The 16,669-nt window shown below is 40.5% G+C and carries 10 protein-coding genes and 2 pseudogenes; 5 read left to right on the top strand and 7 right to left on the bottom strand.

Annotated elements, in window-relative coordinates; genetic code table 11:
* A partial coding sequence (locus V7K56_RS02865) for a hypothetical protein (RefSeq protein WP_334907417.1) occupies window positions 1–481 on the top strand: 481 nt, incomplete at its 5' end.
* Window positions 482–853: 372 nt separating this feature from the next.
* Here V7K56_RS02865 and V7K56_RS02860 read toward each other — a convergent pair.
* Entirely contained in the window at window positions 854–2,320 is a 1,467-nt protein-coding gene (locus V7K56_RS02860; protein ID WP_334907415.1) for an APC family permease, read from the bottom strand.
* A gap of 268 nt (window positions 2,321–2,588) precedes the next feature.
* Between V7K56_RS02860 and aspS the strand changes: the two genes are divergently transcribed.
* On the top strand, window positions 2,589–4,376 hold the full coding sequence (gene aspS / locus V7K56_RS02855) for an aspartate--tRNA ligase (RefSeq protein WP_334907413.1): 1,788 nt from the start codon (window positions 2,589–2,591) through the stop codon (window positions 4,374–4,376).
* Between the two features lie 285 nt (window positions 4,377–4,661).
* On the opposite strand, the gene V7K56_RS02850 is transcribed toward aspS, so the two are convergent.
* The 6 genes and pseudogenes from V7K56_RS02850 to V7K56_RS02825 all read right to left on the bottom strand — a co-directional run bounded on the left by V7K56_RS02850 (window position 4,662) and on the right by V7K56_RS02825 (window position 9,946).
* Entirely contained in the window at window positions 4,662–5,429 is a 768-nt protein-coding gene (locus tag V7K56_RS02850) for a phosphatase PAP2 family protein (protein WP_334907411.1), read from the bottom strand.
* Window positions 5,430–5,465: 36 nt separating this feature from the next.
* The gene (locus V7K56_RS02845; protein ID WP_334907409.1) at window positions 5,466–6,707 is read right to left on the bottom strand and encodes a hypothetical protein; all 1,242 of its coding nucleotides are present in this window, start codon (window positions 6,705–6,707) and stop codon (window positions 5,466–5,468) included.
* A 594-nt stretch (window positions 6,708–7,301) separates the two neighbouring features.
* Entirely contained in the window at window positions 7,302–8,036 is a 735-nt protein-coding gene (locus V7K56_RS02840; protein WP_334907407.1) for a glutathione peroxidase, read from the bottom strand.
* Window positions 8,037–8,173: 137 nt separating this feature from the next.
* A pseudogene (locus V7K56_RS02835) lies at window positions 8,174–8,511 on the bottom strand (alpha/beta fold hydrolase); the annotation flags it as partial.
* A 22-nt stretch (window positions 8,512–8,533) separates the two neighbouring features.
* Window positions 8,534–9,358: an SDR family oxidoreductase gene (locus V7K56_RS02830; RefSeq protein WP_334907405.1), complete on the bottom strand. Its 825-nt coding sequence runs from the start codon at window positions 9,356–9,358 to the stop codon at window positions 8,534–8,536.
* A 102-nt stretch (window positions 9,359–9,460) separates the two neighbouring features.
* Complete coding sequence (locus tag V7K56_RS02825; RefSeq protein WP_334907403.1) at window positions 9,461–9,946, bottom strand: glutathione peroxidase; 486 nt, start codon at window positions 9,944–9,946, stop codon at window positions 9,461–9,463.
* Between the two features lie 211 nt (window positions 9,947–10,157).
* Here V7K56_RS02825 and V7K56_RS02820 point away from each other — a divergent pair, with 211 nt between their 5' ends.
* The 3 genes and pseudogenes from V7K56_RS02820 (at window position 10,158) to V7K56_RS02810 (ending at window position 16,290) form a co-directional block, all read left to right on the top strand.
* Entirely contained in the window at window positions 10,158–10,613 is a 456-nt protein-coding gene (locus V7K56_RS02820) for a DUF2141 domain-containing protein (protein ID WP_334907401.1), read from the top strand.
* 961 nt (window positions 10,614–11,574) lie between these two features.
* Window positions 11,575–15,267 (top strand): beta strand repeat-containing protein, encoded by a 3,693-nt coding sequence (locus V7K56_RS02815; RefSeq protein ID WP_334907399.1) that lies wholly within the window; start codon window positions 11,575–11,577, stop codon window positions 15,265–15,267.
* Window positions 15,268–15,569: 302 nt separating this feature from the next.
* Window positions 15,570–16,290: pseudogene (locus V7K56_RS02810) on the top strand (IS1 family transposase).
* Window positions 16,291–16,669 lie beyond the last annotated feature (379 nt).

Here is a 16,669-nt window from a genome sequence, read left to right as displayed (position 1 = left end):
TTTGAAAGCCGCAGCGACAAAGTTAGGAGTTACAGAAGCCCAGTTAAAAGCGGCATTGGGAGCTCCTGCCAATCCGCCAAATCCAGGCGATCGCAATCAGCACCCACCCAGACCTGATTTGAAAGCCGCAGCGACAAAGTTAGGAGTTACAGAAGCCCAGTTAAAAGCGGCATTGGGAGCTCCTGCCAATCCGCCAAATCCAGGCGATCGCACTCAGCACCCACCCAGACCTGATTTGAAAGCCGCAGCGACAAAGTTAGGAGTTACAGAAGCACAATTAAAGGCGGCATTGGGAGTCCCTGCCAATCCGCCAAATCCAGGCGATCGCAATCAACGCCCACCCAGACCTGATTTGAAAGCGGCAGCAGCAAAACTGGGTGTCACTGAACAACAGTTGATCGATGCATTAGGTGTTCCACCTCATCCTCCTGGCGATGGCGGAGCCTTTCCTCAAGAAAATCGTCCTAATCAACCAAAATAGCTGAATATTATCTAGGACTTACGCATTGACAAAAAATTTATCCTGTGCATTAAGTCCTTACTTTTTATTAAGAGGCTGTACTAATACCAATTTGAAAAAAGAATACGACAGATACATACTCTCAAACCTTTGTTCTGTCTGCCTTTCTGAATTTTGAATTTTGAATTTTGAATTTTGAATTGGTATAATCCTCTCTTGTTACTCTCGGAAAACAATAATCTCAGCTAAATTCTGAGACTTGGATTTAATCGGGGTTTGAAGCTTTATTTTCTAACAGAAACTAAAATTTCTAGACAAAAAGTAGAAATTAAAGCTCCGTAACCGTTTAAGCGATTAGATTCTCCCAAAGTGACAAAAGCGGGTTACATTGTTCTAACCGAGGGTTTCAGTTTCATCAACGACAAATAGCCTACCTGCTTGACGAATAGCTTCGGGTTTGTGAGTTTGCAGGAACCTTAACACTCCAATGCCCAAAATTAGCCAAATTAAGACAACAACTGGTGCTAAGTGAAGCGGTGCTGGTGGAAGGGGATAAAGGTTGCCAACTAGAACACCAATAATCGCAATTATTGACAGCCAAGGTAGCAGAGCGTAACGCAACCAACCAAAGCGATTCGTAGAGTTTTGCTCCAACTGAGTGCGGCGTTTTATCAATAAATATCGAAAACACGCCAAACTAGTCAATCCATAGATCACTAGGGCAGCCAGCGTTAAGACTATTCCCAGAAACCCAAACGCTTGAATCGGTGTCCATAATATTCCCAATCCCAGCCCCACAAACGCAGAACTGCCAATCAACCCCAAGATGGCATTTGTCGGTGTGTGATAAGTGGGATGAATGTGCGCTAACCAATGGGGAAATAGTTCTTCTCGACTTATGGCATAGACAATCCGAGCACAAGCGTTGAGAAAGGCAACGACACTGGCATATCCAGCCATAATTCCGGCAAAATCAATCAATAAGGCGAACCCATTGCCCCAAACGTGACGCGCAATCGTATCGAAGGGGGCAGCATCTTGGGCCAAGGCTGCCATGTTATGAATGCCATATCCCAGCGTTGCTACATATGACATCAGTACATAGAACACGCCGACTAAAACTAGGGTGATCAGCGTCGCTTTCGGAATTGACTGTCGGGGGTTTTGAACTTCTTCACCCAACGTGGTTGCCGATTCAAACCCGATGAAACTGAGGATGGACAAAATGACACCGCCAACCAGGTTACTGTGCTGTGGTAGTCCTGTTAGCGTGAAGGGTACGAGTGTCAGTTGTCCGGTTTTGCCAGCTTGCATCAACACGATGAGCGCCAGCAACAGACAAACGCCGATTTCAAACATCAATAGCGTCAGATCCAATTGCAGCGAGAAGCGAATGCCACGATAACACACTAGCCCGACGATCAAAGCGAACAAGCAATACCATAATGTCCAGTTTAGGTGTACGCCAAACCAGTGCAGCAACAAATCTTGAAAATTTGCACTCATTACTAGAAAGATAAAGGCAATAGCTACACCAAAAGAAATTAAACTCAACCAGCCAGCGAGAAAGCCCCAGCGTACTCCTAATCCTTGAGTCACAAAGGTATACAACGAGCCACTCGCGGGGAACTCGGCTGCAAGTATGCTAATTTGATCAGCAACTAGCAAAGCCACCACAAAACCAATGATGTAGCACAACGGCATCGCTGCACCGACGAGTCCCGCTTGTGGAATAGTATTAAAAAAGATGGCTCCCACCGGAGACATAGCAGCAACTGCCATAACGACCGCATGGCGCAATTGCAGCGTATTGCGTTGCAACTTTGGGGGTTCCTTTGAAGAATTTGTAACAGGTGTCATATCCAAGGGTGGTTTATTTACTGATACTGCTTATCATCCATCAATGGAAAAATGAGCGCAACTTATTCTCCAAATCCTGTGAGTAGACGACACTTATCTCAAATACGCATTATTTATATCACTCTGTGAATGCATAAGTCCTAATATCAGTGTGAGATTATTTGATTTTTTCTTTCACCAGAACTACTACAATTACTATTGATGCTAGATAATGGGAAGGCTTTGACATTTTCTTGCCACTCTAGCCCGGAAACAATAACTAAGACTTATGCGAACTCACTATTGCGGCGAACTCCGAAAAGAACATATTGGAGAAACTGTTACCTTTTACGGATGGATAGACCGTCGCCGCGATCATGGTGGTGTGATATTTTTAGATTTACGCGATCGCTCTGGAACTGTCCAAATCGTCAGCGATCCGCAACGCACCCCAGATTCTTACGAATATGCGAACGCCCTGCGAAATGAATATGTCGTCGAAATCACTGGTAGGGTAACACAACGTCCTGAAGAATCGTTGAATACCCGCATCCCCACAGGCGAGGTGGAAATTTACGCTGATAAAATTAAACTACTCAATGCTGTTCGCAAACAGTTACCTTTCCAAGTTTCTGTAGCTGACACCGAAACAGTGCGGGAAGACTTACGGCTTAAATATCGTTATTTGGATTTACGGCGCGAACGTATGGCGCAAAATTTGCAACTGCGTCATCAAATTGTCAAAGCCATGCGTCGTTATCTAGAAGATTTGGAAAATTTTATCGAAGTCGAAACCCCAATCCTTACCCGTTCTACCCCAGAAGGAGCGCGGGATTACGTTCTACCCAGTCGCGTCAATCCCGGTGAGTGGTATGCTTTGCCGCAATCACCCCAGCTATTTAAACAATTGCTGATGGTATCCGGTTTAGATAGATATTATCAGATTGCCCGTTGCTTTCGTGATGAAGATTTACGCGCCGACAGACAACCAGAATTCACGCAGTTGGATATGGAAATGAGCTTCATGTCTCAAGAAGAAATTATCGAACTAAATGAGAATTTAGTTTGCCATATCTACAAAACAGTTAAAGGCATTGAGTTACAGCGCCCTTTCCCTCGTCTCACTTATGCTGAGGGGATGGAACGCTACGGTAGTGATAAACCAGATACACGTTATGGTTTGGAATTAGTTGATGTCTCAGATATCGTCAAAGACACTAGTTTCAAAGTCTTTCGGGATACTGTTACCAATGGTGGTATCGTCAAAATCCTCCCCATTCCCAACGGTAATGATGTAATTTCTAATGTCCGTATTAAACCAGGTGGCGACTTATTTAAAGAAGCCAGCGAAGCCGGTGCTAAAGGTTTAGCTTTTATCCGTGTCAGGGATGATGGCGAAATTGATACTATTGGCGCGATTAAAGACAACTTAAGCGAAGAACAAAAACAAGAAATTTTGCGCCGTACAGGTGCAAAAGCTGGACATTTGCTATTGTTTGGGGCTGGTGATGCTGCTACAGTTAATAAAACTTTAGATAGATTACGACAAGCGATCGCTAGAGAATTTGGCTTAATCGATTCAGAAAAAATCAACTTGCTGTGGATCACAGACTTTCCGATGTTTGAGTGGAATGCTGACGAAAAACGCCTAGAAGCACTACACCACCCGTTTACAGCACCACATCCTGATGATTTGAGCGACTTAAAGACTGCACGCGCCCAAGCTTACGACTTGGTACTTAACGGCGTAGAAATTGGCGGCGGAAGTCTGCGGATTTATCAGCGAGAAATTCAACAGCAGGTGTTTGAAGCGATCGGTTTATCTCCAGAAGAAGCACAAAGTAAATTTGGCTTTCTTTTAGAAGCATTTGAATATGGTACACCGCCGCATGGTGGTATCGCCTACGGTTTAGATCGTTTGGTAATGTTGCTAGCTGGAGAAGAATCCATTCGGGATGTCATTGCTTTTCCAAAGACACAACAAGCACGTTGTTTGTTAACAGATGCGCCTTCGAGTATAGATGCTAAACAGTTGAAAGAATTACATGTTGCTTCGACTTATAAACCAAAGTCTTAGAGGTTGTTTGAAAAGTTATAGGGAGTCAAAATTTAAGCAAGTCGCCTAACCATAATACTGATCATGGCAAGGTAGGGAACTTCCAAGGAATAAATTCACCAACTCTAATAATGATAATCATTGTAAGAAAAGATGGCGAGTGCTATAAAATTACGTTTTTATTGAGAATTAACGACGAAATCATAAGGGTTAGAAAAAACGTGAGTGAATACTCTCACAAATGTTGAGAAAGATCCGGGTAATGGATAGCAAGCTTGGGAGAAAGATTTAGGGTGAGGGCTGATATTACTCCTCATTTATCGACTTTATTTCTTCTGGTAGTAAGGTAGTTTCATCTTTAGGACGTTCGCCATCTAAGGATTTGGCTATAGTTATATACGGTTTGATAATCAGACTGACACCAATTGTCCAACCTAATGTAACCATCCAACCTGCGAGAATGTCACTGGGAAAATGAACCCCTAGATAGAGACGACACCACGCAATAGCTATTATGTATAAGCTGCCTAATATAAGAACCAACCAGCGCCAGGAGCTAGCCCAAGTTAAAAATAGTAAAATTGCTACCAGAGTTACACTAGTCATCGCATGAGCGCTGGGAAATGCAAAACTAGACTCCGGTGCAATGGACTGCCACAATTGTGGACGCACTCGATGCATTAATTCCTTTGCTGTGCGGTTGATAATGATGCTTCCTGCTGAGGCGGTGAGTAGATAAGCTAGGGATCGCCAGCGTTTTTGAAGTAGTAACATCAGGGCGATCGCACCCAAAATCAGCATTGCCATCCAAGGCAACCCAATTATAGCTAGGGTGACAGCTAAAACATCTAACTGTGGGTTTGTTGTAGAATGAACTGCTAACAAAATCGGTACATCCCACGGAAAGCCCGCTTGATTTTCCCATATCCTCACTGTCAGGATTTCAAAAATCTGCAAAGGTAAATAGACTCCGATCAAAAGGAGTAAGAGCGATCGCCAACGAGCAATCAACAGGTTTTCGAGAAAATCAAACGGCGACTGACTCTCTTTATTAATTTGTTTCGCTTTTTCCATATCTAAGCTAAAAAGGCCGATCAACGACTTCACTAATTACAAATTATTGGAAACTTGAGAAGTTCCACAATGTTTACAGTACGACAAATGTTTATAAGTAAGATTATGACAGTTTTGGCATTCAATGTACTGATAATAACCGCAGTGTGGACAGTAAGTATCAAGATGTCGAATTTTCTTGGCACAATTAACACAGCGTGATTTTTGAACTCTGCTAGCTGCTTGGACTTTAGCGTTAAAGACAAATTTTTGAAAAAACTGGATGATTCCAAAACCAATAATTGGAATCAGCAAGATATAAACATAATTTATCAGGAAAAGTAAACCACCAAAAATGGCGCTGACTATATCAAATAAAAATCTAAATATTGCACCTATTTGCAGAAATTCAAATATTTTAACGATTAATGGGATAAAAAAGATAACTAGCAAATGCCAGCTAATTAGCGAAACGAGTCCATATCCTCTTCTTTGGGCAAATTTATGAACTGATAAGGCAATGAGAATCAGTGGTAAAAGAAAGAGAGACTGAAAACCAAGCTGAATACTTGGATACCAAAATGATGACTGCTGATAGCCTTTATCTACTTCTTGAAATCGATTGTCATCTTTAAGAAAGGCTATAAAATTTATGCTTTCCGGTTTGGCAAGTAGTTCATTTTTAAGAGTGAAATTTTCTTGTTTAAGAGTAGAAATTTGGCGATTATTTTCTTCTAATGCCCGTTTAGCTTTTTCTGCACTGACTTGATTAATTGATTGTTCGCGGCTCTGACCTGCAATTTTTTCTAATAGCGTTGAGTCATACTGAGATTTAATAGTGCTATTGGCTTGTTCAAGCTTACTAATTTTTGCTTGTTTTTGATCGATTGTTTTGATAATTTGCTGCTTTTCAGGATTATTAATCTTATCTTTGTAATCGGCATATTGCAAGCACGTTTGAGAAACCTTACCCAGATGTCCTGCTTCGGCTTGTTGATAGTTTTGCCGAAAATTAAATTGATTGTTCGTGTAAGATGACAATGAAAGTCTAACAATTTCATAGTCTTTATCTTTAGTAGTTTTTGTCCGGTAATTTTGCCACTCTGAATAACATGGATAAGCCTCAATCGGACTGATATGCCATCTGCTAATATCATCGAGTCCGGTAAAAACATTAATTAAGATAAAAATATCAATTATAATAATGACAATTAAACTGACTTGATTCAGTGGTTCGTTGTTGATTGTCCTTGATTTACTAAAAAATTGACTCAAAATTTGGCGAATTCTGGCAAACATATTGTATTTTAAATAAATGTAAATTCAATCCGAATCAATTTTATACGATCGCTAGTGAATAGCTGGACAAAAATACATCTACCCATCTGAAGATTTGTTAACTGCTGACGAAAAACAAAATCCCCGACAACATTTACGAAGTCGGGAATCTATGGTTTTCAATTCTCACAAATCAAGGCTACGGTCAAAAATATCATGACTTTCACCTGAAGTAGATACAATTGATGACTGTGTACCCTAACTCAATACCGCTCGGTTAAGAATATTCGTAGGTTGGGTTGAGCTTAAGTGTTACCTAACAAACCCCGCAAAATGTTGGGTTTTGTTCCTCAAACGCCACTTGCTACCCTGCAAGAATGCTAAAAGCGAACAAGTCAAGAAACCACAAGGGCGCAGTGGTTCACCAACTTACACATTTCTATTTTTTAAGCAAAACCTACTGGCGTGGCAAGCTTAAAATAGTGCATTAGAAAACTCTTGTGGAATGGGCGTCTCGCCCGTCCAGTGCGGGCAAGATGCCCACACTACAAGAAAATTTATTGCAACATTTTAGTCTTGCCACGCCACTACGCAGTATTGCAACCCTACTCAACCCTATTTAGCAGCGAAGTAAGCTTCTAATGCCTCAGAACCACCAATTAATTTACCATCGATAAATACTTGGGGAACTGTTGTCGCACCTGTAACTGCTTTTAACGACCGTGTGGTGATATCCTTGCCCAAGGTAATTTCTTCGTAGTTGATGCCATGTTCCTTGAGCATTGCCTTAGCACGGGCACAGAAAGGACAACCCACTTTCGCAAATAGGGAAACTACTTCGGGCTTCACTGCTTGAGGATTGATATATCTGAGCATTGTCTCAGCATCAGACACCTTAAAGGGATCTCCTGGCTCCTCTGGTTCAATAAACATCTGGTTAATTACACCATCTCTCACCAGCATAGAATAACGCCACGATCGCTTCCCAAACCCCAAGTCTGATTTATCTACCAACAGACCCATACCTTCAGTAAATTCACCATTGCCATCAGGAATTAATGTGATATTTTCTGCCTCTTGATCCTTCGCCCATTCGTTCATCACAAAGGTATCATTGACAGAAATACAGATAATGTCATCGACACCATTTTCTTTGAAAACTGGAGCTAATTCGTTGTAGCCAGGGAGATGAGTAGATGAACAAGTCGGAGTATAAGCACCCGGTAAAGAGAAGACAACTATTGTCTTATTAGCAAATAGCTCATCGGTTGTTACATCTACCCACTGGTTGTCCTTGCGAGTATGAAAAGTGACATTTGGTACTCTTTGTCCTCGATGATTGGGTAACATAATTTTGCTTGCCTTTAGTAATCAATTCCAGTCATAAACTATCATGAGAGAACTGGTACAATGTAACTATCAATCGGCTAAGAAACTTCATTAATGAATGGAGCGATCGCCGCTACAAATTCAATGGTTGATTCATAAGGTTTTTGGACTACTGTTTGTAAAAAGGACTGCAACTGTTCTGCCCAATCACTAGGAGCGTAGGCTATACGGGGCATATCACTTTCACCACATCCTAGTAAACAGGGTTGTAAATTGAATTACACTGACCTGTATTATACCACTCGCGACAAAATCGCTGCCAAAATCGCCGCGACAATCCCACGCCAATCGGATGAATTAATAGTAAAGGAATGCCCTCAGATGTTGTATTGATTGGTTGATGAACTTCGTAGGCACAACGATAATTCTGCCAACTATAAAACTGGCTAGGAGATGCTGTCAAATTGGTTGTGTTAGCTACAGCAGATGGTTGCATAATTCCGAGTTTTTAATACTTGCTAAAAAATCATCTGTGGATGAATCAACTCGTATCCAGCTTCTTTGAGCTTTTCATTCGACACCCAAGCATTATATGGGCGAGTACTCTTGATAGATGTATCCCATTCTACTTTGGGAAAACTATGTTTTTCAAATAAGCTATCTAGCAAGTCTCGGCTAGTGAGATGTGCATCATCTACCAGATTGTAAATTCCTTGTAACCGACGGTGACGAGCAAATTCTATCGCACCAACAATATCATCTAAATGAACCCAATTTGTAGTATCCTCACCATTGCCCGGACGGGTTGTACCAGAATATCTACCAAATATTTTCAACAGTTCTCTACCAGTTCCATAAATCCCTCCTAAGCGGAAAATACAAACACGGAGATTTTCGCTAGATGCTGATAGCAACACATCTTCTGTTTTGCGGAGAATTTGTGCATTTAAATTAGCAGGTGCAAGCGGTGTTTCTTCATCTACCCATACACCATTCCTGTCACCATATACAGTATAACTACCTGTGTATATTAATTGTTTTACACTCTTAATCTGCTGTAAACATGAAACTAAAGTTTGGGCAGTTTGTAGATAAGTTTCTTCATAAACTTCTCCACTTTTTGCCCCAACACTCAAAAGTACAACATCTTGATTATGCAAAACTGATTTTAGACTATCTATGTCATTACCACAGGTAACTACAACTCTTTGAGATACTGATTGTAGGGCAGGGACACGCTCAGGCGAAGTTGTGGTTACACTGACAACAAAATTCATATCTTGCTGCCAATATTGAGCAACTTTATAACCAACATAACCACAACCAATGATTGCAAGGTTCATGACAAATTAGACACAAATAAATTAAACTACTAATTGAGAAAATCTTCTCAATTAAGGAACTGCTAAAAATCAATACCAATAGTACAAACTAATGACTAATTACTATTTTTCTAATTCTTTTTCAATTATGGCAATTATCTCTGGTGAATTTGGCTGGACACTACTATTAAATCGAGCTACCACTTCACCTTGCTTATTAACTAAAAATTTTTCAAAGTTCCAAGCAACAGTTCCCGTTGGCTCAACGGCTTTAGTAAGTCGCTCATAAAGTGGATGCTGCTGTGAGCCTTTGGTATGAACTTTATCAAATAGTTCAAAGGTAACACCATATTTACTCGTGCAGAATTGTACAATTTCTTCATTGCTTCCTGGTTCCTGCGCTCCAAAATCGTTACAAGGGAACCCCAAAATACGTAAACCTGCTTCTCCATACTTTTGGTTCAACTTTTCTAACCCCTCGTATTGAGAAGTATAACCGCAGAAGGAAGCTACATTTACAATTAAGAGTATCTTCCCAGTGTAGTCGTTTAATTGCTTATCTTCACCGTTGATGGTTTTGACTGCAATATCCGAAATTGTGTTACTCATCTTAAATCTGATTTATAGGGAATATTGCCAAGTCTCCCATATTACAGGTACTCTAAACCCGGTTTCTTTAAGGAAATTAGGTTTGTTAGCCTTGTTGTAACAATTCTATGTGAGTCATGTAGTTGCAAAACGCTGTATCTTGTATAAATAGCTCGGTCAAGCCGCTATCTCAAGATAAGCGTGGGAAATCTGTTTACCTTGTGAAAATTTTATGCTTAAAGGCTTAAGAGTTAGTATGCTGCTATTGGCAGTGATGGGAAATTTGGCATGGTCATTTAGTGCCAAGGCAAATTTTAACGGCAAACTCACCGTGGAAATTGATGGCTTGAAGAATAAAGAAGGACAAGTCTGTGCCAGTATATTTGCTAGCAGTAAAGGATTTCCTAGCGATCGCGATCGCGTCTTACAAAAGCAGTGTACCAAGATTACTGAAAATCCCTTACCAATTACCTTTGATAACTTGAAAGCAGGTAGTTACGCCGTTGCTGTCTTCCACGATCAAAATAATGACCGCATTCTCAATAGCAATATTTTTGGTATACCAAGCGAAGGTTTTGGATTTTCTAGCAATCCAGAAATTCGCACAAGAGCGCCTAAATTTAGCGAAGCAGCATTTTTAGTAGCAGGACCAGATACCAATATCCAAATCCAGTTGAAATATTTTTAAAAGGACAAGCGATCGCCCTTGTTTTTGCCGCCCTATACGTTCTCCTTCTTGCAAAGGTAAACTGACAGTCAAGGTTGCAGAGAATGGCACCCAGGCAATTACCACAGTTGACCAGAATAAGCTAATTGGTGCGATCGCAGCCTTTCAAAAATAAAATATGTATTTTTTGTTGCTCATCAAAACATTTACCTACTGATATCGATTTGAAAAAAGAATGCGACAGATACATACAGGATATATTTTTGTTCTGCCTGGCTTTCTTAATGCGTGAATTTTGAATGCGTGAATTTTGAATTGGTATGAGTTATGCTTTCTCATTGCCTAGACACGAGAAGAATATGAAGAATATACAAAGCTCAATATTTATGTATACATTTTTCAGTCAGTAATGTAAAGAGTATGCAAAGACGAGTATTTAAGTATAGACATCTAAGTATTATATTGACTATGTAGTTATTTTAAAGCTATTAAAATGTTCTCTATTTTCAAGCTACACACCCACGAATAACAGCCTACAAGGAAGGCATCAAAATCTTTTTCCCGATTAGGAGTCAACTGCTGATTATTTCATCTTCTAGTAGAACTTAGATACTGGTAAAAAACCAAATATATAAAGATGTATTTTAGGCATTAAATTATCAGTTTTTTTGATAAACTTTCAGTATTTACTACTGAACAAAGATGATTAATAAAGCTTTAAATCACCGATTATTCTGAATACATACGCTCATATATTTGTACAGTAATTAAGACTTAGATAGTCTGAGATAGTTAGATTTAGCACTACTAAAAAGCCTTTTAATCAGGTGAATATTTAAGAAATATTACTGTTGATCGAGGGTGACAGATAAAGAATGGTAAAAATGTAAATTTTTGGTGAATTCTTTGTGTTCAAAAACAGCACAAATAGCAATGTGAGAACTAAAATTACTGAAAAAATCGATTTAGGTAGGTAAAAGTTATGGCAAATATCATTGGAACCAACGGTAATGACACCCTACAGGGTAGCAATGATGGCAACGACACCTTGACTGGTGGAGGCGGCAAGGATTTTTACTACGTTACCGACAACGTTTATACCATCACCGATTTTGGTGGCACAGGTAAAGGCGTAAATCCCTTGGCAGAAGTAATTGCTGAAGTGGACACCCTAATATTTTCAAGCTCTTTACCTGCTGAAAATCTACTGCTGACCCAGAATGGCAACAATCTGGAAATCACCTTTGAAGAAGACTATAGTCCCAAAGTCATTCTGCAAAACTTTGCTTTGGAAAATCTGGATAATCTTAACAAACCTACTGGAGCAACTGTAGACTTGGGCAATATACTGTTTAATAATGATGGGGAAGATGGGGAAACTAGTAATAAAGACAGCTTAGATGTTTTCAATGCTAACTCCACTCAAAACAATATTTTCAACAAGAACACAGTCACCTTCCTTAACGACCTGAACAATAATGTTAACGGCTTTGACGACTCAGATGATGTCATAAATGGTCAGGGGGGTGATGACATCATTGATGGCAAAAGTGGCGACGACCTTTTGAGGGGTGGTACAGGGAATAATACTCTCATTGGTGATGTGGGCAATGATATCTTGAATGTTAACTCTTCAAAAGGCAATAATATTCTCAACGGTGGCGCTGGTGATGATCAATTGTATGCTCAGGGTTCAGAAGGCAATAACTTACTTTCTGGGGGTGATGGCAATGATGAGCTTGACACCTCTGAGCTTGATATTTACCCAGGATACACCTATATTGCTTCTTCAGGCAATAACACTTTAGAAGGTGGCGCTGGTGACGATACCTTGTCTGCTCGGTCTCCATCAGGCAATAATTTACTCTCTGGGGGTGATGGCAATGATTCTCTCTCTACCTCTGGTGTTAATTATTATAGAGGGTACTTTAATTTTAATTCTTTAGGCAATAACACCCTCAACGGTGGTGCTGGTGATGATACATTGCGTGCTGAGTTTTCAACAGGCAATAACTTGCTCTCTGGGGGCGATGGCAATGATGAGCTTGACATCTCTGGCGATTTCGTTCTGTACGGCACTTCAGCGGGGAATTATTACCCTTCCTCAGGTAATAACACCCTCAACGGTGGTGCTGGTGACGATACATTCCGTGCTCGGCATACAACAGGTAATAACTTCTTTTCTGGGGGCAATGGCAATGATTCTTTCTATCTAACCACGTTATCCCCAGATACTGCCCTCTCTAATTTAGTGACTCAAACGGTAGATGGAGATGAGGGTAAGGATTTGTTATCCGTCGATTACAGCTTGGCTACAGTAGGGATAATTTCGACTTTCAATCCTACTACTAACATTGGAGAAATGAAAGCGGGCACGTATCGGGTTAGTTACAAGAATATCGAACGATTAAATATCTTAGGTACAGGCTACGATGACAACATTGTAGGGAGCAATGGGAATGATACGCTTTCTTGGGGCAATGGTGGCAAAGATACAATCGATGGGGGAGCAGGTGACGATGAATTGTCCGTTGATTACAGAGACAGCAATACTCTTGGGGCAATAACAACGACTTTCAATGCCACTACCAACATTGGAGTAATTACAGCAGGCACGAATCAGGTTAACTACAAAAATATCGAGCGATTAAATATTTTTGGTACAACTGACAATGACAACATTATTGGGAACAGTGGGAACGATACACTCTCTGGGGGCTATGGTGGCAAAGATACGATAGATGGGGGAGCAGGTGATGATGTGTTGTCCGTTGGTTACAATAATGTAAATACAAAGGCGATAACAACGATTTTTAATGCCACTACAAACAAGGGAGAAATTACAGCGGGCACAAATCGGGTTGACTACAAGAATATTGAACGATTAAATATCTCAGGTACATATTACGATGACAACATCGTGGGGAACGATGGGGACGATACGCTCTTTGCGGGCTATGGTGGTAACGACACCCTAACTGGCGGTGCAGGTAATGATAGCCTGACAGGTGGGGAAGGTAACAACACCCTAACTGGTGGCGCTGGCAATGATATCTTTAGAGGTGGGGAAGGTAACAACACCCTAACTGGTGGCGCTGGCAATGATAAATTTGTTTACAATGTGGATGACGGTAATAATATTATCACCGATTTTGGTGGCGTAGGTAAAGGCTCAAATCCATCAGCAACAGTGATTGCCTCCTTAGACACCTTGCAATTTACAGGTAGTATCTTCACTGCTGAAAATCTGCAATTAACTCAAAATGGTAACAATTTAGAAATTACCTTTGAAGGTTTTGCTAATAGGCACAAAGTCATTGTGCAAAACTTCAAATTAGAAAACTTGGATAATCTGCCAGCAATTTCTTCCCAACCAGCTATTGGCAATATCTTGTTTGACGGACAAACCAGCATCGTCGACAGTTTTGATGTGTTTGATGCTAATTCCACTCAAACTAGTCTATTTAAAAGGAACACTGTTACCTTCCTCAATGACCTCGACAACAATATTACGGGTTTTGACAACTCCAATGATGTCATCAATGGTCAGGGAGGTAACGATATCATCAATGGCTTGAGTGGTAATGACCTTTTGAGAGGTGGTGCAGGAAATGATATTCTCATTGGCGGTGTGGGAAATGATACTCTCGTTGACCATATAGGCAATGATACTCTAGACGGTGGTATTGGTGACGATAGCTTGAATGCTAGCGCTTCAACAGGTAATAACCTGCTCTCTGGAAGCGATGGCAATGATTCTCTTGACATCTCTGGCAACTACAAGTCTGCTACCAACTTTTTAGAGTACTCCTACGACTCTCGCTCCTTGGGGAATAACATCCTAGAAGGTGGTGCTGGTGACGATAGCTTGAATGCTGGCGGTTCAAAAGGTGATAACCTGCTCTCTGGGGGCGATGGCAATGATTCTCTCTCCGTCTTTGGCTACAGCGACAGTTACAGCGCCATAAACTCTCGCTCAGAGGGCAATAACACTCTTAACGGAGGTGCAGGTAACGATAGATTGAATGCTGGCGGTTCAAAAGGCAATAACCTGCTCTTTGGGGGTGATGGCAATGATGAGCTTGACATCTCAGGTAGTTCTGCTAGCGACTACGAATCTAGTTCATCTGGTAATAACACCCTCAACGGAGGCGCAGGTGACGATAGCTTAAGGGCTGATTATTCAACAGGTGATAACCTGCTCTTTGGCGGCGATGGCAATGATACTTTTACAGTGTATGGCGCCTCTGGTAAGAATATTCTCACAGGTGGTGATGGGAATGATACTTTTACAGCGTATGGTGCCTCTGGTAAGAATATTCTCACAGGTGGTGATGGGAATGATAGCTTCTATGGAGGAACTGGTACTGATACCTTTGTTTTCAATAGTTACAATGAAGGTGTTGATACTATTTATGACTTCAATGCCACTAATGAACTGATTCAGGTATCGACTTATGGTTTTGGTGGCGGGTTGTCAACATTTTCACTTAAGGCAGGTCAGTTTACTATTGGAACATCTGCAACAACAAGCAGTCAACGATTTATCTATGACAATATTACAGGTGCGTTGTATTTTGACCTTGATGGCAGTGCAAATACATTTACTCAGGTAAAATTTGCACAACTATCTGCTGGACTGTCACTAACTGAAAAGAACTTTGTAGTCGTTTAACCTACATTAAGCAAATTCATATCTAGCAAGTTTTTTGGGCTTTTCTATCTGTCGAATTCACGTTAACCAAAAACAACTTTGTGGTTGTTTAATCGTGATTATCGCTTTGCTATCACTCTAAGTACAAGTTGTGAGATGTCCTTTTGAGGATCTCACATTCGATTCATCAATATAATTAGTGTTAACAGAAAGTTAAATGTTGAGTTTTATTGCTAAACTTTTGGCATGGGTGCGGATGGTTTGCACTATTCTTGGTTAAGTTGGGCGTTGCATAATAGAGGGATGAATTGAGGTCATCTACTGTGCAATGTCCATACTGTGGGTCTACGGAAATTCGGAAAAACGGAAAGCGAAGAGGTAAACAGAATCACATTTGCACCAACTGCGACGTGCGTTCCGCCCCGCTCCGCCCCGCTCCGCTAACGCCAATTTCTTGACCTGTACAATCCGCCAAAAGGATACTCAGAAGAGCTAAAGCAAGAATGTTTAAAAATGTACCTTAATGGTATGGGTTTTCGCGGTATCGAACGGGTTAAAGGTGTACATCATACTACTATCATTTATTGGGTCAAACAACTAGGAGAAAAGCTGCCAGATGTACCACAAGAAGATATCGTACCAGAAGTTGGAGAACTCGATGAATTAGAGACATTCATCGGTTCAAAAAAAACAAAATCTGGCTGTGGACAGCAGTAAATCACTTTACTCAAGGTATTTTAGCATGGGTTTTAGGAGACCATAGTGCCGGAACATTTGAGCCATTATGGGAAATTGTTGAACAGTGGAAAAGCTATTTTTATGTGACCGATGGCTGGAAGGTAAACCCCAAGTTTTATACCCGATGGAGACCAAATTGTGAGTAAAACATATATGACGCGAGTGGAAAATGAAAATACCAGATTACGTCATTATCTTGCACGTCTTCACAGAAAAACTTTATGCTATTCCAAGTCAGAACAAATGCTGAGACACTCAATTAAATTATTACTTTATTATTTAAAGTATAAAATTGTACCTATATAAATCAATTCATCCCTCCATTCAGCAACGCCAAGTTGGTTTATGTCTGCATTGATAATTTTGATAACTTATAGTGATTCTTGCACGCATATATTATTCGTAGGCGATCGCTCTCGAGCGTAGTATAAGTTAATCAAGGCATAGGCTATCAAAAACCGTAGGCGGCGAGCGCAGCCTTTGAAAAAGAAAATATGTATTTTTTATAACTTCTTAAAACATTTGCCTACTAGGTTCTACTTTCTTATTGCCTAGACACGAGAAGAATATGAAGAATATACAAAGCTCAATACTCACATCTTGCACCTAACCGGATAAACCCGTAAAAGATAAATAAAGAGCGCAAAATATAACAGTAAAACAAGAATATTGCTGAAATCTCAAA

This window comes from Nostoc sp., from assembly GCF_036917535.1.
In the GTDB taxonomy this organism is placed as follows: domain Bacteria; phylum Cyanobacteriota; class Cyanobacteriia; order Cyanobacteriales; family Nostocaceae; genus Nostoc.
Note: the sequence above shows the minus strand (reverse complement) of the source record. Positions and strands in the feature narration are given on the sequence as shown.

Bases quoted from the DNA above. Each gene is read 5' to 3' on its own strand.
- V7K56_RS02845 (WP_334907409.1), bottom strand. From the start codon at position 6,707: ATGTTTGCCAGAATTCGCCAAATTTTGAGTCAATTTTTTAGTAAATCA.
- V7K56_RS02850 (WP_334907411.1), bottom strand. From the start codon at position 5,429: ATGGAAAAAGCGAAACAAATTAATAAAGAGAGTCAGTCGCCGTTTGAT.
- aspS (WP_334907413.1), top strand. From the start codon at position 2,589: ATGCGAACTCACTATTGCGGCGAACTCCGAAAAGAACATATTGGAGAA.
- V7K56_RS02830 (WP_334907405.1), bottom strand. From the start codon at position 9,358: ATGAACCTTGCAATCATTGGTTGTGGTTATGTTGGTTATAAAGTTGCT.
- V7K56_RS02815 (WP_334907399.1), top strand. From the start codon at position 11,575: ATGGCAAATATCATTGGAACCAACGGTAATGACACCCTACAGGGTAGC.
- V7K56_RS02825 (WP_334907403.1), bottom strand. From the start codon at position 9,946: ATGAGTAACACAATTTCGGATATTGCAGTCAAAACCATCAACGGTGAA.
- V7K56_RS02860 (WP_334907415.1), bottom strand. From the start codon at position 2,320: ATGACACCTGTTACAAATTCTTCAAAGGAACCCCCAAAGTTGCAACGC.
- V7K56_RS02820 (WP_334907401.1), top strand. From the start codon at position 10,158: ATGCTTAAAGGCTTAAGAGTTAGTATGCTGCTATTGGCAGTGATGGGA.
- V7K56_RS02840 (WP_334907407.1), bottom strand. From the start codon at position 8,036: ATGTTACCCAATCATCGAGGACAAAGAGTACCAAATGTCACTTTTCAT.